Consider the following 20,946-nt stretch of genomic DNA (forward strand, 5'->3'; position numbering starts at 1 on the left):
CGTGGGGGTAATCGTGGCACGCGCCTGGACACGGTTCGACAGGTGTGGTCTTCGTCACATGGCGATTGCGGATGCCCGGCGGCAGGTAGGCGTACCCGCCCCCATGGTCCGCTCGGGTATCCGCGGGGATCAAGGGCCCTGTAGGTTCTGCGCCATGGAGGAGCTCGACCGACAGATCGTGCAGCTGCTCGTCAAGGACGGGCGGATGAGCTACACCGACCTGGGCAAGGCCACGGGCCTGTCCACGTCCGCGGTGCACCAGCGCGTGCGTCGCCTCGAACAGCGTGGGGTCATCCGCGGCTATGCCGCAGTTGTCGACCCCGAGGCGGTCGGCCTGTCGCTCACCGCCTTCATCTCGGTGAAACCGTTCGATCCCAGCGCCCCCGACGACATCGCGGAACGCCTGGCCGGTGTGCCCGAGATCGAGGCCTGCCACAGCGTCGCCGGCGACGAGAACTACATCCTCAAGGTCCGCGTGGAGACCCCGCACGACCTGGAGAACCTGCTCGCGCGGGTGCGCTCCCTGGCCGGCGTCTCCACCCGCACGACCGTGGTCCTCTCCACCCCGTACGAGGCACGGCCGCCCCGCGTCTGACCGGGACGCGTCCGACCGCTTCGGGCCCCCGGGTGCGGCCCGGGGGCACAAACGCGGGAAACTGTCCCTATGAGTACGACCCCCACGCCCGCACCGGCAGAGTCCCGCACCGTCCTTCTGCGCGGTGGCGACGTCCACAGCCCCGCCGACCCCTTCGCCACGGCCATGGTCGTCGAGCGGGGGCACGTCGCCTGGGTCGGCTCCGAAGGCGCGGCCGACGCGTTCGCCGAGGGGGTCGACGAGGTCGTCGACCTCGAAGGCGCCCTCGTCACTCCCGCGTTCACCGACGCCCACGTCCACACCACGTCGACGGGGCTCGCCCTGTCCGGCCTCGACCTCTCCACGGCCCGCAACCGGGGCGAGGCGCTCGCCCTCGTCCGCGCCCACGCGGCCGCCCGACCCACGGACCGGATCCTCCTCGGCCACGGCTGGGACGCCGCCCGCTGGCCCGACGGCGAGCCCCTCACGCGCGCCGAGCTCGACGAGGCAACCGGCGGCCGCCCGCTCTACCTCTCCCGTATCGACGTCCACTCGGCCGCCGTCACCACGGCCCTGCTCGACCTCGTCCCCGGCATCGCGGACCGCCCCGGATTCACCCCCGACGGGCCGCTCACCCGCGACGCCCACCACGCCGTGCGCGCCGCCGCCCACGCCGCCGTCACCCCGCAGCAGCGCACGGAGGCCCAGCGCGCGGCCCTGCGACACGCGGCCTCCCTGGGGATCGGCTCCGTGCACGAGTGCGGCGGCCCCGAAATCTCCTCCGAGGACGACTTCACGGGCCTGCTGCGCCTGGCCGCCGAGGAGTCCGGCCCCCGGGTCGTCGGCTACTGGGCCGACCTGGACATCGAGCGGGCCCGCGCGCTGGGCGCCGTCGGCGCCGCCGGTGACCTCTTCGTGGACGGCGCCCTCGGCTCCCACACGGCCTGCCTGCACGAGCCGTACGCAGACGCGGCCGCCGGGCACACCGGCACCTCCTACCTGGACGCCCACGCCGTCGCCGCTCACGTCGTCGCCTGCACCGAGGCGGGGCTCCAGGCGGGATTCCACGCCATCGGGGACGCCGCGGTGACGGCCGTGGTGGACGGCGTGCGCGCCGCCGCCGAGAAGGTCGGCCTCGCCCGCGTCAGAGCGGCACGGCACCGCGTCGAGCACGCCGAGATGCTGTCGCCGGAGACCATCGCCTCCTTCGCCGAGTTCGGCCTCACCGCGTCCGTGCAGCCCGCCTTCGACGCCCTGTGGGGCGGCGAGGACGGCATGTACGCCGATCGTCTCGGCGTCGAACGGGCCCGTGCCCTCAACCCGTTCGCCGCCCTCCTGCGCGCCGGGGTCCCGCTGGCCTTCGGCTCCGACAGCCCGGTCACCCCGCTCGACCCGTGGGGCACGCTCCGTGCCGCTGCCTTCCACCGCACGCCCGAGCACCGGGTGTCCGTGCGGGCCGCGTTCACCGCGCACACCCGCGGCGGCTGGCGTGCCGTCGGCCGGGACGACGCGGGCATCCTGGTCCCGGGCGCCCCGGCGGACTACGCCGTGTGGCGCACCGAGGAGCTCGTCGTCCAGGCGCCGGACGACCGCGTCGCGCGCTGGTCGACCGACCCGCGCTCGGGGACCCCGGGCCTCCCCGATCTCACACCGGGGGCCCAACTGCCGCTCTGCCTGCGCACGGTGGTCGGCGGGCGGACCGTGTACGTAGGGCCGGACGAGTGATGTCGGCGGTCGCCGTACCGCCGATCGCGGTCCGCCGCAGGTTCGCGCGACCTGCGGATCCTCGGCACTGACCAGGCGGTTTCCCCAATCACCGCAGCTCAAACGGGTGTTGACAGCTGGGCGCGGTCGACGGGTAGGTTCTGCCGGGTCCACCACTGGACGTCCGACCGGGGAACCTCCGCGCAGTCGATGAACGCCGCTGGGTCATGGGGCGGTGTGCCGCACCGGCGCACCGCCACTGGGAGCCAGGCCCAGCACCCGCGCCATGGGGCGCTGGAACGTTCCGGCCGGATGGCGGTCCCTCCCTGCTCCGCGGGAGCACGGGGGACGGTGCGACCCGGGTGGGGCCCGGAAGCTCAGTAGACAACGGCTCTCGGTAGACCCGCAGCCAGCGGGTCCCAGGTCGGCCCGAAGGGCACCGGGCCCCGATCCCGCAGCTTCGTGCAGGGCGCCTTACCTGCGCCGACAGGCGGCCTCGCTATGGTGGTCCCCTCGTACAGGAGTCTTAAGGGGAAGCTGTGAACGACGGCGGTGGGCGGCAGTTCGGTCCTCTCGGTACGGCGCTGGTGATCATCCCGACCTACAACGAGGCGGAGAACATCAAGTCGATCGTCGGCCGGGTGCGCGCGTCCGTGCCCGAGGCGCATGTCCTCGTCGCCGACGACAACAGCCCCGACGGCACGGGAAAGCTCGCCGACGAGCTCGCCTCGGCCGACGACCAGGTCCAGGTCCTGCACCGACAGGGCAAGGAGGGTCTCGGCGCGGCCTATCTCGCGGGTTTCCGCTGGGGTTTGGAGCACGGCTACGGCGTCCTGGTGGAGATGGACGCCGACGGCTCCCATCAGCCCGAGGAACTGCCCCGGCTGCTGACCGCGCTGAAGGGCTCCGACCTCGTGCTCGGCTCGCGCTGGGTGCCGGGCGGACGGGTCGTCAACTGGCCCAAGTCGCGCGAGTTCCTCTCCCGCGGTGGCAGCACGTACTCGCGGCTGCTGCTCGACGTACCGATCCGGGACGTCACCGGCGGCTTCCGCGCCTTCCGCCGCGAGACCCTCGAAGGCCTCGGGCTCGGCGAGGTCTCCTCCCAGGGCTACTGCTTCCAGGTCGACCTCGCGCGACGTGCGGTCAGGGCCGGTTATCACGTCGTCGAAGTGCCCATCACGTTCGTCGAGCGCGAGCTCGGCGACTCCAAGATGAGCCGTGACATCGTCGTCGAGGCACTGTGGCGGGTCACCGCATGGGGCGTGGGGGAGCGCGTGGGGCGTGTGATCGGCCGCAAGCAGCCCTGAGCCGGAGCCTTTGTCGATCTTGATCTCTCCCTTACGCCACTCGCGCCGGGGCCCAGGCACACTGGGGGCATGACCACAGGCACACCGCCCCCTTCGCGCTCCGCCACGCCCCGGCGCTCCCGGGTCCGCACGTTCCTGCCGCTCGGTATCGCCGCATGGCTGGTCCTGGAGATCTGGCTGCTGACCGTGGTGGCGGGCGCGGCCGGCGGGTTCACTGTCTTCCTGCTGGGGCTCGCCGGGATCGTGCTCGGCGCCGTCGTGATCAAGCGCGCCGGGCGCCGGGCCTTCAAGAATCTGAGCGAGACGCTGCAACAGCAACAGCAGCAGAGCGGCGCGGTCCCGGCCGGCGAGCAGCGTTCCGGGGGCAACGGTCTGCTCATGCTGGCCGGCCTGCTCCTTATGATCCCCGGCCTCATCTCCGACGCCCTGGGCCTTCTCCTGCTCGTCCCGCCCGTCCGCTCGGCCCTGAGCCGCTACACGGAGCGGACCATCGAGCGGAAGATGCAGTCGGCCGGCCCCGGGACCCTCGGCGACGCCTTCCAGCAAGCCCGGATGCACCGGCCCGACGGCACGGTCATCCAGGGCGAGGTGATCAAGGACGATGGGCGGCCCGCACAGCGCCCCGACGCCGGTCCGCGCCCCCCGATCGCTCCCTGAGTCCGTGCGGGGCTCAGAAGCTCACTGAGCCCCGTCCGGCGCCGGGCACGCGAAGGCCGGCGCCGGACACATGCGAAAAGCCGTGGGCCGGACACACGTGATGTGTGTCCGGCCCACGGCTTTGTCAGTCCCGCTCCCGCTGCTCCCGAGGGGTCAGGCGGACTTGCGACTGTCGCGCGGATGCACCGCGATGTTCATGGCGCCCGATCGGAGAACGGCGAGCCGCTCCTCGAGGACCTCTTCGAGTTCCTCGCGGGTGCGCCGCTCCATCAGCATGTCCCAATGTGTACGCGCGGGCTTGGCCTTCTTCTCCTCAGGGCCGTCACCGTCGACAAGGAGTGCCTGGGCCCCGCAGACCTTGCACTCCCACTCCGACGGAATCTCGGCCTCCACCGAGAAGGGCATCTCAAAACGATGTCCCTTCTCGCATGCGTACTCCACGGCCTGGCGCGGAGCCAAGTCGATGCCGCGGTCCGTCTCGTAGCTGGTCACTACGAGGCGTGTGCCGCGAAGAGCTCGCTCACTCATGAATCGTGCCTCCCGGGCTTGTCGCCCACAGGACAGGTGTCGCTGTCGTCGTCATCCGGTCAACGTCCGGTCGGCGGTAAAGATTCCCGTTCCGGGTCATGCGTCGCCGTCGTAGCCGCCCCTTGTTGTACCCACCGGCGCCCGGTTTGTCACATCTGCCAGCAGATGTCACCCTGCGTTTTGCGTTCTTGACGTGCAGTAACGGTACGCCTGGCAGGCCAAACGCGTACACTACCGGCCTTTGGCTTCAGGTGCTAAATCCGGGTCGGTACGGGATTTCCCGCGTCGCGCACCGCCTGCCTCACCGGAACCCGGGCAAGCAGCATAAAGCCGATCATGAAGAACGCCACCAGGGACACGATGGCGTCCCTATAACTGCCGGTCAGCTGGTATGCGAGGCCGAAAACGAGCGGTCCGAGCCAGCTCATTCCCCGGTCGCTCATCTCGTATGCGGAGTAGTACTCGGCCTCCTTGCCGGCCGGCACCAGATGCGAGAAAAGGGAACGGGACAGCGCCTGCGTGCCGCCGAGCACGAGCCCGATCCCGGCCGCCAGCGCGAAGAACCACACCGGCGCCCCCGACGGCAGGAAGTAACCGGCTCCGATCGTGACCGTCCAGGCGATCAGCGAGCCGAGGATCGTGTTCTTCGCGCCGTACGTGCGGGCGAGGCGCCCCATCGCGAGCGCACCCGCCACGGCAAGGACCTGGACCAGCAGCACCGCCACGATCAGCGTCGACTGGTCGAGCCCGAGCTCCTCCGAGCCGTACACGGATGCCTGCGAGATCACCGTCTGGATGCCGTCGTTGTAGACCAGATAGGCGAGCAGGAACGAGAGCGTCAGCGGGCGGCGGCGCATGTCGCGCACGGTCGACGCCAGTTGACGCCAGCCGGGCACGGTGGCCGCTTCGTCACCTGAGGGTGCCGTGCGCCGGTCCCGCAGGCGCCGTAGCGGTACGAGCGTGAACGCGCCCCACCACACGCCCGCGGAGGCCAGGCAGATCCGTACCGCCGTCGACTCGGACACGCCGAAGGAGTCGTGGCCGGAGTACAGGACGAGGTTCGCCACGAGGACGAGCGCCCCGGACGCGTAGCCGAACGCCCAGCCGCGCGAGGAGACCGCGTCGCGTTCCTCGGGGGGCGCGATCTGGGGCAGATACGAGTTGTAGAGGACCATCGACACCGCGAGCGAGGCATTGGCGACGACGAGCAGGAACCCGCCCAGCAGATAGCGGTCCCCGTCCAGGAAGAACATCCCGGCGGTCGCCGCGGCCCCCAGATACGCCGAGACCGCGAGCAGCGGCTTCTTGCGGCCCGTACGGTCGGCGGCCGCACCCGCGAGCGGCATCACCAGGATCGAGATGATCACCGAGGCGGAGACGGTGTACGCGAAGAACGCGCCGGCCCGCACCGGTATCCCCAACGGGTGCACGAAGCCGTCCGCGTCCGCCGCCGACTTGGCGACCGCCGTCAGATACGGCCCGAGGAACACCGTGAGGACGCTCGTCGAATAGACCGAGCACGCCCAGTCGTAGAAGTACCAGCCGCGCTGCTCCCGGCGCCGCTGCGCCGCCTCGTCGCCCGCCGGCTCCGCCCGCACGGTGTCGCTGCCCACCCGCGCCCCCTCGCTGTCCCCGTGTCCGGACGCGGTCGGCGGGCGGTCAGGTCCAGGCTCCCCGGTCCTTGAGCACGTCACGCAGCGTCTCGATGTGATCGGTCATGATGCCATCCACGCCGAGGTCGAGGAGTTCACCCATCTGTGCGCGGTCGTTGACCGTCCACACGTGGACCTGGAGTCCGCGCGCGTGGGCCGCGCGGACGAAGCGCCGGTCGACGACGCGTATCCCCGACTGGGCCACGGGCACTTGGGCGCACACCGCCGAAGGGCGCAGCGCCGCGGGCAGCCCGAGGGACCGCAGCCGCAGGCCGAGCACGCCGCGCGTGCCGTACGACGTGGCGAGGCGGGGACCCGCGAGGGACTGCGCCCTGGCGACCCTGGCCTCCGAGAACGAGCCGACGCAGATCCGGTCCCACGCGTCCAGGCGGCCGATCAGATCGAGCAGCGGGAGCAGCGCGGGTTCGGCCTTGACGTCCACGTTCCAGTGAACGTCGGGGAAGGTCTCCAGGAGTTCCTCGAAGAGCGGCACCGGTTCGCGGCCCGCCACGCGCGCGTGGCGCACATCGCTCCAAGAGAGGTCCGCTATCCGGCCCGCCGCGTCGGTGACCCGGTCGAGCGTCGCGTCGTGGAAGGCCACGAGCGTGCCGTCGGACGTGGCGTGTACATCGGTCTCGATGTAGCGGTAGCCGAGGTCCACGGAGCGCCGGAACGCCGCCATCGTGTTCTCCAGACCGTCGGCCGTCCCGCCGCGATGGGCGAAGGCCAGCGGTCCGGAACGGTCGAGATACGGATGGCGTACGCGCGTGGTCACTACGGAATTATCGCCCCTTCGGGTGACGCGCCGGCGACCGAGGTGGGTGCCTCGGGCGACGCGGGGGCGGCGAAGACCTTCAGGAACACCTGGGCCAGCGGGCCGATCGCCACGGCGTACACGACCGTGCCGACGCCGATGGTGCCGCCGAGGACGAAGCCCGTCACGACCACCGCGATCTCGATGGTCGTGCGCACCAGCCGGAGCGAGCGGCCGGTACGCCGGTGCAGCCCCGTCATCAGGCCGTCGCGCGGGCCGGGCCCGAAGGAGGCGGCGATGTAGAGCCCCGTAGCCACGCCGTTCAGGACGATCGCCGCCGCCATCAGCGGGATCCGGATCCCGAGGGCGTGCACATCGGGGACGGCGGCCAGCGTGCCGTCCATGGCGATGCCGACCACGAAGACGTTCGAGACGGTGCCGAGGCCGGGGCGCTGCTTGATCGGGATCCACAGGAGCAGCACCAGGGCACCCACGATGATCGACACGACGCCGATCGAGAGCCCCGTGAGTTCGGCGAGGCCCTGGTGGAGCACGTTCCACGGCTCCAGGCCGAGCCCCGCCTTCACGAGGAGGGCGGAACTCACGCCGTACAGCGCCAGGCCGACGTAGAGCTGGAGAAGGCGACGGGTGAGACCCGGGCCGGGTGGCGTGGACGACGCGGACAAGTGGAGCCCCCTGTGGTGGTAGTGGCCTGTCGCGTGACACTCTGTGGCTTGGGAACGCAGGCCAACCATGGCCAATTCGGGGAAGGTGGACTGGACTCCATGGCTCAGTGGACTTCGGCGGTCGGCGCGGCTCAGCTCGCCCGGCTGCTCACCTCCCAGCAGACGCGCCCTCCGGGCGCCGGGAACCGCCGTCCGCCCGCCTACCGGGCCCTGGCCGACGGCATCCGCCTCCTCGTCCTCGAAGGGCGCGTGCCCGTCGCGGCGCGCCTGCCCGCCGAACGCGAGCTCGCCGTCTCCCTGGCCGTCAGCCGCACGACCGTCGCCGCCGCCTACGAGGCGCTGCGCGGCGAGGGGTTCCTCGAATCCCGCAGGGGAGCGGGCAGCTGGACGGCCGTGCCCGCCGGAAACCCGCTGCCCGCGCGCGGCCTCGAGCCCCTGCCGCCCGAGGCCCTCGGCTCGATGATCGACCTCGGCACCGCGGCCCTGCCCGCCCCCGAGCCCTGGCTGACCCGCGCCGTCCAGGGCGCGCTCGGCGAACTCCCGCCCTACGCGCACACTCACGGCGACTACCCGGCGGGCCTGCCCGCGCTGCGCGAGATGCTCGCCGAGCGCTACACCGCCCGCGGCATTCCGACCATGCCCGAGCAGATCATGGTGACCACCGGCGCGATGGGCGCGATCGACGCGATCTGTCATCTGTTCGCGGGCCGCGGCGAGCGCATCGCCGTCGAGTCGCCCTCGTACGCCAACATCCTCCAGCTCATGCGCGAGGAGGGCGCCCGGCTCGTCCCGGTCGCCATGGCCGAGGGGCTCGCGGGATGGGACCTCGACCGCTGGCGGCAGGTCCTGCGCGACGCGGCGCCCCGCCTCGCCTACGTCGTCGCCGACTTCCACAACCCCACCGGGGCGCTCGCCGACGAGGACCAGCGCAGGCAGCTCGTCGAGGCGGCGCGCTCGGCCGGCACGGTGCTCGTCGTCGACGAGACCATGACCGAACTCCACTTCGACCCCGACCTGGACATGCCCCGCCGCGTCTGCGCCTTCGACCCGGCGGGCTCCACCGTCATCACGGTCGGCTCGGCGAGCAAGGCGTTCTGGGCGGGCATGCGCATCGGCTGGGTGCGGGCGGCGCCCGATGTGATCCGCAGCCTCGTGGCCGCGCGCGCCTACGCCGACCTCGGCACGCCGGTCCTGGAGCAGCTGGCCGTGAACTGGCTGCTCAGCACGGGCGGTTGGGAGGAGGCCGTGGAGCTGCGCCGCAGCCAGGCGAGGGACAACAGTGCCGCGCTGGTCGCCGCGCTGCGCCGCGAGGTGCCCGACTGGGAGTTCGACGTGCCGGTCGGCGGGCTGACGCTGTGGGTGCGCGCCGGAGGTCTGTCGGGGTCCCGGCTCGCGGAGGTCGGCGAACGCGTCGGCGTACGGGTGCCCTCGGGGCCTCGCTTCGGGGTGGACGGCGCCTTCGAGGGTTATGTGCGGCTGCCGTTCACCGTTTCCGGGGCGGTCGCCGACGAGGCGGCGGTGCGGCTCGCGGCGGCGGCGCGGCTCGTGCGGGAAGGCGGAGCGTCCGGGGCGGAGCCGCCGCGGACGCTCATCGCATAGGGCCGGTGGGGCCCGGCCGTCACCCCTCGGCGGCGACCGTCCGCACCGTACCCACCGCTTCGACCGCTTCGACGGCTTCGACCGGCTCGGCCGCTTCGACGACCGGTTCGGCCTCAGGGCTGTCGTCGGCCGACGTCGTCCGCTGCGGGAGCAGTGCGAGCACCGCCTGCCGGTCCGCGTCACTCGTCGCGTCGTCGTAGGGGTCGGGGGTGGCCGGCACCTGGAGGCGGTGGACGGCCCCCGCGCCGAGGCGCGCGTAGCCCCGTCCCGCCGGGACGTCCGGGGTGGGCGTCGTGTGGGGCGCGACCCCGAGGACGTCCTCGATCTGGTCGTACGTGGCCGGGCCGAGCACCACGCGCGCGCGTGTGTGCTGACAGACGGCGTCGGTGAGGGAGTCGAGGCTGTCGAACTGGTCGGCCACGACGACCGTGACGTTGGCCGCGCGCCCGTGCCGCAGGGGGACCTGGAGCAGCGTCTGCGGGTCCTTGCGTCCGTCGGCCGCGGCCAGATGACTGAGAACGCTGGGCCGGTCGAACAGGATCCACAGGGGGCGCCGGGTGTCTTCGGGCGCGGGGTGGCCGGCCTGGCGCGCCCGGTTCGCGGTGATCAGGCGCCGCTCCGTCTCGTGGGCCGCCCATTCCAGGCTGGCCAGCGCGCCGGCGAGCCCGCACTCGACGGCCAGGACACCGTTGCGTCCGGTCAGGCACGCGTAGTCGCCCGTTCCGTTGCCCTCCACGATGAGGACGTCACCGTGCTGGAGGGCCTGGAGAGCGATCGAGCGCAGGAGTGAGGTGGTCCCGCTGCCGGGGTGGCCGACGGCGAGGAGATGCGGCTCGGTGGAGCGCATGCCTGTACGCCAGACGACGGGCGGCACGTCGCGCTGCTCGTCGCCGTCACCGAGGGGGAGGGTCCGCTGGGTGCCGCTCTCGTCGGTGAAGCCGAGGACCGTTTCGCCCGGTGCCGTGACGAAGCGCTGGGCGGCGATGTCGGTGGGCAGCGGGGGCAGGACGGTGACCGCCAGCCGGTTGCCCTCCTCGTCCCACTCGAAGTGGTACTCGCGGCCCCGGCCCGACTTGGCGTGCAGGAGCTGTTCGATGCGGGCGCGGGAGTCGGCCTCGCCGTCCGTGAAGTACGCCGGGTAGCGCACCACGATGCGTGAGACGCGCCCGTCGTCGTCGAAGTCGTACGACTCGAAGGCCTTCTCCCACTCGCCGCCGTGGGCGAAGAGTGGGCTCGGGTCCTCTGGGACGGAGAAGTACGGGACGAGCGCCTCGTAGAGCGCGGTGAGCCGCTCGACCTGGGACTCGTCGGGGCCGGTCGGCGCCGGCGGGGTGAGGTCCCGGCCCTTCCATGCGGCCGCTGCCATCAGGGTGATGAGCGCCAGCAGCGGCCCGTACGGAATCAGCACCACGACCAGGAACAAGGCCGCCACCAGGAACAACAGCGGTCCGCGTCGGTCCTTTGGGGTGTCGGCCCACTTGTGCCGCCCGGCGGATGCCAGGCGGCCCAGGCCCTTGGTGATCGTGATCAGGGGATGGAGTACGTCGGTCGCCCCGTCGGCTGCCGTCCGTGCCAGTTCCCGGCTCCGGGCGATGGGGGCGCTGCCGTTGCTCAGAATGCGGGGGAGGGGGCGCCGAGCCACTTCTGTCTCCTGATGGTGCGTGCGAGGGGAGGGGGTCAGAACTTGATCCCGCCGAGCAGGCCGGCCAGGCTCGCGCCTCCGGCCTTGATGCTTGGGGCGATGGCGGTGCCCGAGAGGTAGAACCCGAAGAGGGCGCAGGTCAGGCCGTGCGATGCCTTGAGTCCGTCTTTGCGGAAGAAGAGGAAGGCGATGACTCCGAGCAGCACCACGCCTGAGATGGACAGGATCATTTGAGTTCTCCTGGTCGATGGGGACAGTCACCATGAGTTCTTCCAGGCTCACAGCATGTATCTATACGATAAAAGGTGCAAATGGGTGGAATATTCTTGATTTCACCCGTTCGGCAGGCGTCCGATGAGCCTCCTGAGCGCGTGCTGTACCGCCGTCAGGGCTCTTCGTGATCTTTGCCTCGGTCGGCGCGGCTCATGTGCCGAACCGGGCAGTACTCTGTCGATTCACTCGTACGGCCGCACGGTCGTAGCACTCCGTATACGCAAAGGCGGTCTGTTCCGATGAGCGAAGTCCCCGACCCCGAGGTCGTGGAACTGGCGACCAAGATCTTCGATCTTGCGCGCCGGGGCGAGAGCGAACAGCTCGCCTCCTACGTCGACGCGGGCGTATCGGCGAACCTCACGAACGACCGTGGCGACTCCCTCGTGATGCTCGCCGCCTATCACGGGCACGCCGAGGCGGTCCGCGCGCTCCTCGCGCGCGGCGCCGACGCCGACCGCGCCAACGACCGGGGCCAGACCCCGCTCGCGGGCGCCGTTTTCAAGGGCGAGGACGAAGTGATCCGGGCACTGCTCGACGGCGGCGCCGACCCGGCGGCGGGGACCCCGTCGGCGGTCGACACCGCCCGGATGTTCGGCAAGGCGGAGCTTCTGGAGCTCTTCGGCACTTCCTGAGACACCGGCTTTGACCAGCCAGAACGGGGGAGCAGGAAATGTGGTCGCGGCGGGAAGAACCGCTGGGTCATCATGACGACGTGATTTACGGACGCGACGGCGGGGCAGATGGTGCCACACCGCGTGGACCGTGAACGGTCCGATTCGGGCCACAGACGAGAGGCAGAGGAAGATGGTCTACAGCAAGCAAGAGACGGCGGGCGCCCCGCAGTGTTGTCGCGCGGCCAGGTAGTGCAGTTCCCCCGGTTGCGTCGACGCTTGATGTGAGGCTGTTTCCCATGTTCGATCCGGTCATAGCGCCCAGCGGTACGCTGCTCGGCCTGCTGCAGAGGGGCCGCGGCGACGGCACCCTGCACGCGCTGACGGCGCCGCGCGCCGAAGCGCTCGCGGCTCTCAATCACTGTGTGCTGAGCGACCCCCGCCACGACTGGCAGGTGGAGAACCGCTCGCTCTACTACGCCCGTCTCTTCCTCGACCTCCACGGAGAGCTCGGGGAGATCGAGCGGCACCTCTTCGACCCCGACGACGTCCTCAATACGGACGAGTCACGCACAGGCCTCGCGCTCGCGGTCCTCGGCCACCTCGCCTCGTACGGCAGGCGCGACGCCCTGGAGCTGCTGCGCCGCTACGCCGCCTTCGGGTCCAGCTGGGCCTGGGCGCTCGACGAGCTGGCCCTGCGCGACGACGACGCGGGACTGCGCGTGCTCGCCGCCCCCATCCTCGACAGATTCCCCGAGGACGCCGAGGGCGACGCCGCACTCGCCGCCGCCGTGCGCGACGCCTACGAACCGCGCCCCTGGCGGCTGTGGGCCGACGACCCCAGGGAAGCCATCGGAGCCCGCGTGCGCGCCGCCCAGGAACGCGGCTCCTTCGACCAGTGGCAGCGCCAGATGCGCCCCTCCGGGCCGCGCCCCGGGTGGAGCGTGCGGGCTGTCTTCGACTGGGCCCAGGAAGGCCTCGAACGGGGAGCCGTCCTGTACGTGCCCGCCGCGCGCTGCCTGACCGCCGTCGCCGGACCCGGCGACAGGGCCGAGATCGTCCAGGCCGCGCTCACCGGGCACGACGGCGCCCGCAGCACGGCGCTGCGCTATCTCGCCGACGCCCATGATCCCGACGTACTCGATCTGATCGAAGCCGCCGTGGAGAGCCCTTCGCACGCCGTCGTGGACGCCGCCCTCGACGCCTTCGAACGCATGCGGACGGTCGCCTCCCTGGAACGCGCCCGCCGCTGGGCCCCGAGGCCCGACGCCCTCGGCGCCGCCGCGGGACGCATGCTCGCCTGCCGCGGCGGCGCCCAGGACACCGAACTGGTCCTGGCCGCGTTGCGCGAGGCGGTGCGCGGCGAAGGCGCCGACGCACCGACCCTGTGGCCCCTTGTCGACGGAGCCGGACGCCTCGGTATCGCCTGTGCGGCCCCCGTCCTGCGCCACGTCTACAGAGAGACCGCCTCGTCCCATCTGCGCGGCCACGCCGCCAAGGCCCTGGCCGCCACCGACCCTTCCTTCGCCGCGGGGTTCGCCGTCGAATGCCTGTGGGACTGCGAGGAATCGACCCGCGAGGTCGCCGCGCGCCACGCGGAGACGGGCGACGCGCGCGTCGTGGACCAGCTCCGCAGACTCGCCGCCGACCCGGCCGAGGAGGCCGAGGTGCAGACCGCGGTGCGCAGCAGAATAGGACCGGACGCGACGGCTTTGTGACCGACGGCTTTCCGGGAGGCAACGCTCAAAGGACGCTGCCTCCCGGCCGCCGGCCCGGCGAGGGCCAACGCTCATGGGACGTTCCTCGCCAGGAAAGATCCACGTTGACGTGGCCACGCTCGGCGCGACGACAACACCGGTATGCGTGTCGTCATCGTCACCGAGTCCTTTCCCCCCGACATCAACGGTGTGGCTCACTGCGCCCTGCAGACCGCCCGGTACCTCGCCGCCCGCGGTCACGACCCCCTCGTCATCGCCCCGGCCACCGCGCCGGGCCCTGACACCGACACCGACGCCCCCTGCCCCGTCATACGGGTGCCGTCCCTGCCCCTGCCGGGCTACCCGCAGGTCAGGGTGGCGCTGCCGAGTCGCAGGGTCGCCGCCGCCGTGGCCGCGCACGGCGCCGAACTCGTCCATCTGGCCAGCCCGTTCATCCTCGGCGTGCGCGGCATGGCCGCCGCGTCACGGCTGCGGATCCCCGCCGTCGCCGTCTACCAGACCGACCTCGCCGGTTACGCGCGTACCTACATGGGGGCCGGTGAGGCCACCGCGTGGCGGCGGATCCGCAGCGTCCACGGTGCCGCCGACCGCACACTCGCCCCGTCCAGCGCCGCGGTGCGCGACCTGGAGGTGCACGGGGTACCGCGCGTGCGGCTCTGGCCGCGCGGGGTGGACACCGTCCGCTTCCGGCCCGACCTGCGCGACGAAGCCCTGCGGCGCGAACTCGCCCCCAACGGCGAGCTGATCGTCGGCTACGTGGGCCGGCTCGCCCCGGAGAAACAAGTCGACTTGTTGGCCGGTGCGTGCACTCTCGACGGCGTGCGCGTGGTCGTCGTCGGTGACGGCCCCAGCGAGCCCGGCCTGCGCGAGGCACTCCCTGGCGCCGTCTTCCTCGGCCGGCGCACCGGTGCCGAACTCGCCCGCATCTTCGCCTCGTTGGACATCTTCGCCCACACGGGCCCCTACGAGACGTTCTGCCAGACCGTGCAGGAGGCCATGGCCAGCGGCGTGCCGGTGATCGCGCCCGCCGCCGGCGGGCCGCTGGACCTCGTCGCACACGGCCGGACCGGGCTCCTCGTCACACCCGGCGACGCGGCCGCCGTACGCGACGCCGTCTGGTCGCTCGCCGAGGACCCGCTGTGCCGCCTGGCCTACGGGGCAGCCGGCCGCAGCACGGTCGAAGGACGGACCTGGGAGGCCGTCGGCGAACAGCTCGTCGGCCACTACGAAGAGGTCCTCGACGCGCGGACGGCGGTGGCGGCATGAGCGGGCTGCGGATCGTGCGTCTCGCCAACTTCGTCGCGCCCGCATCGGGCGGCCTGCGGACCGCCCTGCGGGAGTTGGGGGCCGGTTACCGCGCCGCCGGGCACGAGCCGGTCCTGATCGTGCCGGGGGAGCGGGCCGGCGAGCACGAGAGCGCGCAGGGCCGCGTCATCACGCTGCCGGGGACGCTGCTTCCCGGCACCGGTGGCTACCGCGTCCTCACCGACCGGCGGCGCGTGGCCGAACTGCTCGGGCGTCTCGGCCCCGACCGGATCGAGGTGTCCGACCGTACGACCCTGAGGTGGACGGGTGAGTGGGCGCGCCGTGCCCGGGTGCCCGCCGTGATGGTGTCCCACGAGACGGCCGACGGCGTCCTGCGGACCTGGGGCCTGCCCGAGAAGGTCGCCCTGCGCGCCGCCGACGCCCTCAACTCCCGCACCGCGCACGCCTACGCGCGCGTGGTGTGCACGACGGAGTACGCCGAACGCGAGTTCATCCGCATCGGGGCGCGCAACGTCGTACGCGCCCCGCTCGGCGTCGATCTGGAGCGCTGCCACCCGGGCCTGCGGGACCCCGCAGTGCGGGAGCGGTACGCGCGCGTGGGTGAGGTGCTGCTCGTCATGTGCTCGCGTCTGTCCGTGGAGAAACGTCCCGGGACCGCACTCGACGCGCTGGCCGCCCTCCGTCGCCAAGGGACGCAGGCGGTGCTCGTCGTCGCCGGGGACGGGCCGTTGCGGGCGCGGCTCGAACAGCAGGCGCGCGCACGGAGGTTGCCGGTGAGGTTCCTCGGACACGTCGCGGACCGCGGGCAGCTCGCGGCGTTGCAGGCCGCCGCCGACGTGTGCCTCGCGCCGGGACCCGCGGAGACGTTCGGGCTCGCCGCGCTCGAGGCGATGGCCTGCGGCACCCCCGTCGTCGCCAGCGCGTCGTCGGCGCTGCCCGAGGTCGTGGGTGCCGCCGGGGGAGTCGCACAGGACACCGGCGAGGCGTTCGCCGTCGCGGTGACGGAGCTCGTCGCACGGCCGCGGGACGAACGCCGCGAGGCGGCACGCGCGCGTGCGGAGTGCTTCGGGTGGGGCGCCGCGGTGGACGCCTTCTTGCAGGCGCACGACGCGGTACGGGTGAGGGCCGACGTTCCTCTCCAGGGGGCGGTGGACGTTCCTCTCCGGGGGACGGTCGCGGTGCCTGTCCGGGGGACGGCCGACGTGCCGACACGGGTGACCGGGCGTGATGCCGTATGAACGAGGTCCTGCGGTTCGTCGCTCTCGGGGACTCCCTCACCGAAGGGGTCGGCGACCCGGTGGGCGGCGCCTGGCGCGGCTGGGCCGAACTGCTCTCCGCCGGGCTCGCCCCCGAGGGCACACCCGTGGAGTTCCACAACTTCGCGGCGAGCGGCGCCCAGACATCTGACGTCCTCGCCCGACAGATGCCCCAGGCGCTCGCCCTGCGGCCCGACATCGCCTCCGTCCTCGTCGGCGTCAACGACACGCTGCGCCGCACGTTCGACATCCACGCCGTGGCCGCCCGCCTCGACCACGTGTACGCGGCGTTCACGGAACAGGGCGCGGTCCTGCTCACGGCGTGCCTGCCCGACCCCGGCACGATGCTGGGGCTGCCCGGCCTGCTCGGCCGGCCTCTCGCGAGGCGCCAGCAGGCGGTGAACTCGGTCGTCCACGCCCTGTCCGAGCGTTACGGCGCCGTGCATCTGCACGCGGCCGAGGGGGCATGGGTTGCCGACCGCTCCATGTGGAGCGCGGACCGGCTGCATCCCGGCGAACGGGGGCACCGGACGCTCGCCGCGCGGTTCCACGCCCTGCTCGCGGCCGACGGGCGCGCCCAGGGAACGCCGCCGTCGCCGCAGCCCGAACGGCCCGCGCCCACGCGCTCGGCGAGCCTGGTGTGGCTCGCCACGGCGGGCACGGGCTGGGTCGCGCGGCGGTGCACCGACCTGCTTCCCCAGCTCCTCACCCTCGCCGCGGACGAGCTGCGTCACCGGGCGCGTGGCACCAGCGCCCGTCTGGACCTGCGGGCGTCCAGCGCGGTGGTCTCGGCGCTCGCGGCGCTGGCAGCCGTGGAACAGGCGGACGCGGCGTGAGGGGCGGACGCAGCACCAGCTCACGGGGCGGCCCCGGCTGTGGGCGAGGTCCACGCGCGCGTGCGCCGACGACACCGTGCCCAGGGGGAGCACCGCGCCGTCCGCGAGGGGGCCGGGCCGAGCCCGGAGAGGAGGTCGGTCGACCGGCTGCCGAGGACAGGCTCGACGGCCACCCCACCGGCGAACGCCGCGTATCTGCGTACCCCGGAGAGCGCGGGTCCGAGCTCGAGCGACCGGCCGGGGCTCGTGCATGCGCGCCCCGGGCGACGGGCCGTCCGTCCACGGTCACCCTGCACGGCGCGCCCACCACGGCGCCCGTCACCTCGCAACGCGGCCGTACCGCACATCCGTTGAGTGTGGTCTCCACGAGGGCGGCCCCGGGCGAGTTGCCGACGAGCCGGTCGGCGAGGCAGGCCGCGGGGAGGTCGAGCGCACCCGCGTCCGCCCGTCAAGGTAGAGGGTCGTTGAACGATCCCTCGATACCCATGTTGTTTCGTTCTGGTATCTGCGCTTGAATTCGGGCGTGGCCGAACTGAACGGACTGGCGGACGATCGCGCGCTCCTTGGGCGCACCAGCACCGCCGAGCGGGTCGCGGACATCCTCAGGAGCCGCATCGCGGAGGGGTACTTCCCGCCGGGGACGCGACTGTCGGAGGACAGCATCGGCGGCGCACTCGGCGTCTCGCGCAACACGCTGCGCGAGGCGTTCCGGCTGCTCACCCATGAGCGGCTCCTGGTGCACCAGCTCAACCGGGGCGTCTTCGTACGCGTACTCACCGTCGAGGACGTCGAGGACATCTACCTCACGCGCCGCCTCGTCGAGTGCGCCGTCGTACGCGGCCTCGGCCGGCCCCCGTACGACCTCGGTGCGGTGGCCGACGCGGTCGCCGACGGGCTCCGAGCCGCAAAGGCGCGGGAGTGGAAGGGCGTCTCCACCGCCAACATCCACTTCCACCGGGAGCTCGTGGCGCTCGCGGGCAGCGCGCGGACCGACGAGCTGATGCGCAGCGTCTTCGCCGAACTGCGCCTCGCGTTCCATGTCGTGGACGACCCCCGCCGCCTGCACGAGCCCTATCTCGCCCGCAACCAGCAGCTCCTCGAGACCCTGGAGGCGGGGCGCCGCGACGACGCCGAGCGGCTGCTCGCCCAGTACCTCGACGACTCCCGCGAGGGTCTGGTCGACGTGTACGGCCGACGGGTCGCCGAGGGCGAACAGCTGGACGGCTGACGGCCGCCAGAGGGCTCCGCACCCGGCGGTGCGGCGTCCGCGGGGCCTGCGGTGCGGACGGTCGCGGGCCTGTGGTGCGGGCGGTCGCTTCTGCGCCGTTTCGACCGTTGTCAGACCTAGGACCTAGTCTGTGCTCCGTGACTTCGCCTGCCACCACGGAATCCGTTCCGCCCCAGCTCAGCGTGGGGCCGCGGCCCGCACCGGGCCCGGCCGCCGACGAAGGGCTCGCGCGCCGCCTTCGCGCGCTCGCCTGCACCGCGCCGCTGCACGACCTCGACGTGCGCAAGGCCAATCTCGCGGGCGAGTACTCCGGATACGGCATGGCCGAGGTGGCGCTCTCCGCCATCGACCTCGTCACACTCAACATGGACTTCGACACGGGCGCCGACCACGAGCAGATAGTGGCCAGGCTCATCCCCCGCGTCGGCGCACAGGCTCCGCAGCGCCCCGCCGCCGAGCACGAGCGCGTGGCCCGCTGGGTCCTGGAGAACCTGATCAACGTCGGCAGCGTCGACCGCGGCTTCCGCGCCGTGTACGGCACGTTCGCGCCCGACGGCTCCTATGTCCGCAGGGACTACGACTTCAAGCTGATCGAGGAGGTCCCCGGCTACGGGGGCAGCGTCTACCTCCGCACCACGGACGAAGCGGTCAACGTCCTGGTGGGCGCCCTCGACACCGACGTCACCAGCGCCCAGATCGCCGCCGAGGTGAAGCTGGAGGTGCTGATCAACCGCGGCCGTCTCGCCGACGCCCAGCTCGCCGCCGAGCAGGCCAGGTACCGGACCGTGCAGTACTCCGAGACCCTCCGAAGGGCCCTGGACGCGACCCGGAGGAACGTGCGCGCGGTGGACTGGCTGAACGCCGTCCCGGACATGATCGCTGAGGCGCTCGACCACGTCGCCGACCGGTACCGCCACGAGAACGCGATCCTCACGAACATCCGCAAGGCCCGCGACGAGTCCGAGGACCCCGAGCACAAGCGGCGGGCCGCCGAGCTCGTCGACATCGTCAAGGACTGCATCCGCCGCCACACGCAGCTGCAGTCCCGCCTCCTCGAAGCGGGCCCGCTGTTCCGCGCCGAGCAGGACCGGCAGGCCTTCGCCGCGCCGTCCGCGCGCGCGGGCCTCGATCTGTACGGGCAGCTCGTCGCGCCCCTGCTGCCGCTGCCCGTCGAGCAGGCGGGCCGCGTCACCGACGCGTTCTTCGCGCGCGGCACGGGCATGCGGACGCCCGTGTCCGTACGGGTGGGGGACCTCATCGACATACTGCTTACGCCGCCCCAGGAGCGGGAGCACCTCGGCGTCGAAATGCCCGAGCCCGACCTGATCGCGACGCCGGACGACAGCCGCTTCAGCGAGGAGCAGCTCGCGAGCGCCATGGAGCTGCTCGACCTCCCCTCCGACGCGCCGCGCAGGCTCTCCGGACTGCTCGCCGAGGCGCGTCGCCGTGACCCCGAACTGCCCTATCTGGTCGCCCTGCTGTCCGTCCACGCGGCCAGTCCCCCGGTCGGCACGGCCTACCGGCAGGGCGAGGAGAAGCTGCTGTTCGCCGTGGACGACGGCACCGAGCTCGACGACCCCGAGTTCGGCGGCGCCGACCTCATCGTCGGCACGGCCCTGCTGGACGCCGCGGGCATGGCGGCCGACCGGACGGAGGCCGCGTAGTGCCGATCACAGCGCACCGGGCTTCCGAGCCGCACGCTTCCACCGAGCTACACCCGAGCTTCGCAGCAGACCTGACCAAGGAGCACCAGCCGTGACCGACCACCCCGCAGAGCACGCCGCGTGGGGCGAGGCGGAGCCCTCCGAGACTCCGGCGGCCGGCGCGCCCGTCACCCCGGCCGACGCCGCCGACGCGGCCCGGCTCGTGGCCTTCGGCCTCCAGCCCAAGCTGCAGCCCGCCCGCGACCAGGAGTACGCCGAGCTGCTGCGGCGCTACCGCGAGGACCCGCCGTTCGCGCGGCTCGCCGACGCCGTCGCCGCCGGGCTCGGCCTCGTCGTCCTGGAGGTCTCCACGCGCGCGGGGATGGCCGTGACCGCCGCCGAGGACTCCGTCTTCGCAGTCCGGATGGGCGACTACGCGCGCCGCACCTCCGCCGACGGAACCGACCGCTTCCTGCACGGCCTCGCGCACCTCGCCGTCGCCGCCATGGCGTTCCCGCGCCCCGAGGACCTCGCCGACGACGGCTACATCGGCCGCGTCACGGTCAACGGCGTGGATGCCTTCGTCCGCCAGGCCTGCCGTCGTCTGGAGGAGCGCGCCGAGGAGCAGGGCGAGAACACCGACCCGGTCTCCCACGCCCCGGGCCTCGAGGCCGCGTGGCGCATCTGGGCCCGGCGCAGCTCGACCGGCGCCACCAAGGACGCGCGCCGCCTCGCCGGATCCACCACCGGCATCGTCGCCAAGGCCGTCGCGTTCCTCACCGACTCCGGGTTCCTGCAGAGAACCGGCGACGACTCGGGCGGCACCTACCGCACCACGGCCCGCTACCAGCTCCAGGTCCGCGACCTGGCCGGCACCGCAGCCCTCTCCGAGCTGGCGGACCTCGGCATCGTGCCCGTCACGGACGGCTCCGCGAGCCTCCTGCCGCCCGCGGACGAGGACGACGGGGAGCTCGTGGCCGACGCAGGACTCCCCTTCCACTCCTGACCGGCC

General features: G+C 72.6%; 19 protein-coding genes and 1 pseudogene. 13 read left to right on the forward strand and 7 right to left on the reverse strand.

Annotated features, from left to right (window positions below; translation table 11 throughout):
* Positions 1-154: 154 nt before the first annotated feature.
* From OG456_RS30765 to fxsA, 4 genes are all read left to right on the forward strand, one after another.
* A complete protein-coding gene (locus tag OG456_RS30765) occupies positions 155-595 on the forward strand; it encodes an Lrp/AsnC family transcriptional regulator (RefSeq protein WP_100597468.1) in 441 nt (146 codons plus the stop codon).
* 69 nt (positions 596-664) lie between these two features.
* Positions 665-2,299, forward strand: coding sequence for an amidohydrolase (locus OG456_RS30770; protein ID WP_266566671.1), 1,635 nt, complete (start codon positions 665-667; stop codon positions 2,297-2,299).
* 518 nt (positions 2,300-2,817) lie between these two features.
* Positions 2,818-3,585 (forward strand): polyprenol monophosphomannose synthase, encoded by a 768-nt coding sequence (locus OG456_RS30775; protein ID WP_266566673.1) that lies wholly within the window; start codon positions 2,818-2,820, stop codon positions 3,583-3,585.
* 69 nt (positions 3,586-3,654) lie between these two features.
* A complete protein-coding gene (gene fxsA, locus OG456_RS30780) occupies positions 3,655-4,242 on the forward strand; it encodes an FxsA family membrane protein (protein ID WP_266566675.1) in 588 nt (195 codons plus the stop codon).
* A 153-nt stretch (positions 4,243-4,395) separates the two neighbouring features.
* Here the strand turns inward: fxsA and OG456_RS30785 are convergent, their stop codons facing one another.
* From OG456_RS30785 to OG456_RS30800, 4 genes are all read right to left on the reverse strand, one after another.
* Positions 4,396-4,770, reverse strand: a complete 375-nt coding sequence (locus tag OG456_RS30785) for an RNA polymerase-binding protein RbpA (protein ID WP_164314920.1) — start codon at positions 4,768-4,770, stop codon at positions 4,396-4,398.
* Between the two features lie 254 nt (positions 4,771-5,024).
* The gene (locus tag OG456_RS30790; protein ID WP_266566677.1) at positions 5,025-6,383 is read right to left on the reverse strand and encodes an MFS transporter; all 1,359 of its coding nucleotides are present in this window, start codon (positions 6,381-6,383) and stop codon (positions 5,025-5,027) included.
* A gap of 46 nt (positions 6,384-6,429) precedes the next feature.
* The gene (locus tag OG456_RS30795; RefSeq protein ID WP_266566679.1) at positions 6,430-7,197 is read right to left on the reverse strand and encodes a glycerophosphodiester phosphodiesterase; all 768 of its coding nucleotides are present in this window, start codon (positions 7,195-7,197) and stop codon (positions 6,430-6,432) included.
* The gene (locus OG456_RS30800; protein ID WP_266566680.1) at positions 7,197-7,862 is read right to left on the reverse strand and encodes a YitT family protein; all 666 of its coding nucleotides are present in this window, start codon (positions 7,860-7,862) and stop codon (positions 7,197-7,199) included. The genes OG456_RS30795 and OG456_RS30800 overlap by 1 nt, the downstream gene beginning before the upstream one ends.
* 99 nt (positions 7,863-7,961) lie before the next feature.
* On the opposite strand from OG456_RS30800, the gene OG456_RS30805 reads away from it, so the two are divergent.
* Positions 7,962-9,461, forward strand: a complete 1,500-nt coding sequence (locus OG456_RS30805; protein ID WP_266566682.1) for a PLP-dependent aminotransferase family protein — start codon at positions 7,962-7,964, stop codon at positions 9,459-9,461.
* Between the two features lie 19 nt (positions 9,462-9,480).
* On the opposite strand, the gene OG456_RS30810 is transcribed toward OG456_RS30805, so the two are convergent.
* Together OG456_RS30810 and OG456_RS30815 are read right to left on the reverse strand one after the other, a co-directional pair.
* Positions 9,481-11,103, reverse strand: a complete 1,623-nt coding sequence (locus OG456_RS30810; protein WP_266566684.1) for a hypothetical protein — start codon at positions 11,101-11,103, stop codon at positions 9,481-9,483.
* A gap of 35 nt (positions 11,104-11,138) precedes the next feature.
* Positions 11,139-11,333, reverse strand: coding sequence for a hypothetical protein (locus OG456_RS30815; protein ID WP_266566686.1), 195 nt, complete (start codon positions 11,331-11,333; stop codon positions 11,139-11,141).
* Positions 11,334-11,615: 282 nt separating this feature from the next.
* On the opposite strand from OG456_RS30815, the gene OG456_RS30820 reads away from it, so the two are divergent.
* The 5 genes from OG456_RS30820 (at position 11,616) to OG456_RS30840 (ending at position 17,063) form a co-directional block, all read left to right on the forward strand.
* A complete protein-coding gene (locus tag OG456_RS30820; RefSeq protein WP_266566688.1) occupies positions 11,616-12,008 on the forward strand; it encodes an ankyrin repeat domain-containing protein in 393 nt (130 codons plus the stop codon).
* A gap of 278 nt (positions 12,009-12,286) precedes the next feature.
* Positions 12,287-13,705, forward strand: coding sequence for a HEAT repeat domain-containing protein (locus OG456_RS30825; RefSeq protein ID WP_266566690.1), 1,419 nt, complete (start codon positions 12,287-12,289; stop codon positions 13,703-13,705).
* A gap of 141 nt (positions 13,706-13,846) precedes the next feature.
* Positions 13,847-14,971, forward strand: coding sequence for a glycosyltransferase family 1 protein (locus OG456_RS30830; protein ID WP_266566692.1), 1,125 nt, complete (start codon positions 13,847-13,849; stop codon positions 14,969-14,971).
* Positions 14,968-16,209 (forward strand): glycosyltransferase, encoded by a 1,242-nt coding sequence (locus tag OG456_RS30835; RefSeq protein ID WP_266566694.1) that lies wholly within the window; start codon positions 14,968-14,970, stop codon positions 16,207-16,209. Before OG456_RS30830 ends, OG456_RS30835 begins: the two co-directional genes overlap by 4 nt.
* Positions 16,206-17,063, forward strand: coding sequence for an SGNH/GDSL hydrolase family protein (locus tag OG456_RS30840; protein ID WP_266566696.1), 858 nt, complete (start codon positions 16,206-16,208; stop codon positions 17,061-17,063). Before OG456_RS30835 ends, OG456_RS30840 begins: the two co-directional genes overlap by 4 nt.
* Here the strand turns inward: OG456_RS30840 and OG456_RS30845 are convergent.
* Positions 17,053-17,502, reverse strand: a pseudogene (locus OG456_RS30845) (allophanate hydrolase subunit 2 family protein); the annotation flags it as partial. The gene OG456_RS30840 and the pseudogene OG456_RS30845 sit on opposite strands and share 11 nt — an antisense overlap.
* An 84-nt stretch (positions 17,503-17,586) precedes the next feature.
* On the opposite strand from OG456_RS30845, the gene OG456_RS30850 reads away from it, so the two are divergent.
* The 3 genes from OG456_RS30850 to OG456_RS30860 all read left to right on the forward strand — a co-directional run bounded on the left by OG456_RS30850 (position 17,587) and on the right by OG456_RS30860 (position 20,940).
* On the forward strand, positions 17,587-18,291 hold the full coding sequence (locus tag OG456_RS30850; RefSeq protein WP_266566698.1) for a GntR family transcriptional regulator: 705 nt from the start codon (positions 17,587-17,589) through the stop codon (positions 18,289-18,291).
* A gap of 137 nt (positions 18,292-18,428) precedes the next feature.
* A complete protein-coding gene (locus tag OG456_RS30855; RefSeq protein WP_266566700.1) occupies positions 18,429-19,955 on the forward strand; it encodes a hypothetical protein in 1,527 nt (508 codons plus the stop codon).
* A gap of 91 nt (positions 19,956-20,046) precedes the next feature.
* On the forward strand, positions 20,047-20,940 hold the full coding sequence (locus OG456_RS30860) for a hypothetical protein (protein WP_266566702.1): 894 nt from the start codon (positions 20,047-20,049) through the stop codon (positions 20,938-20,940).
* The last annotated feature ends 6 nt before the right edge of the window (positions 20,941-20,946 follow it).

Origin of the sequence: Streptomyces sp. NBC_01446, assembly GCF_026340095.1 — a bacterium.
Classification (GTDB): Bacteria; Actinomycetota; Actinomycetes; order Streptomycetales; family Streptomycetaceae; genus Streptomyces; species Streptomyces aureus.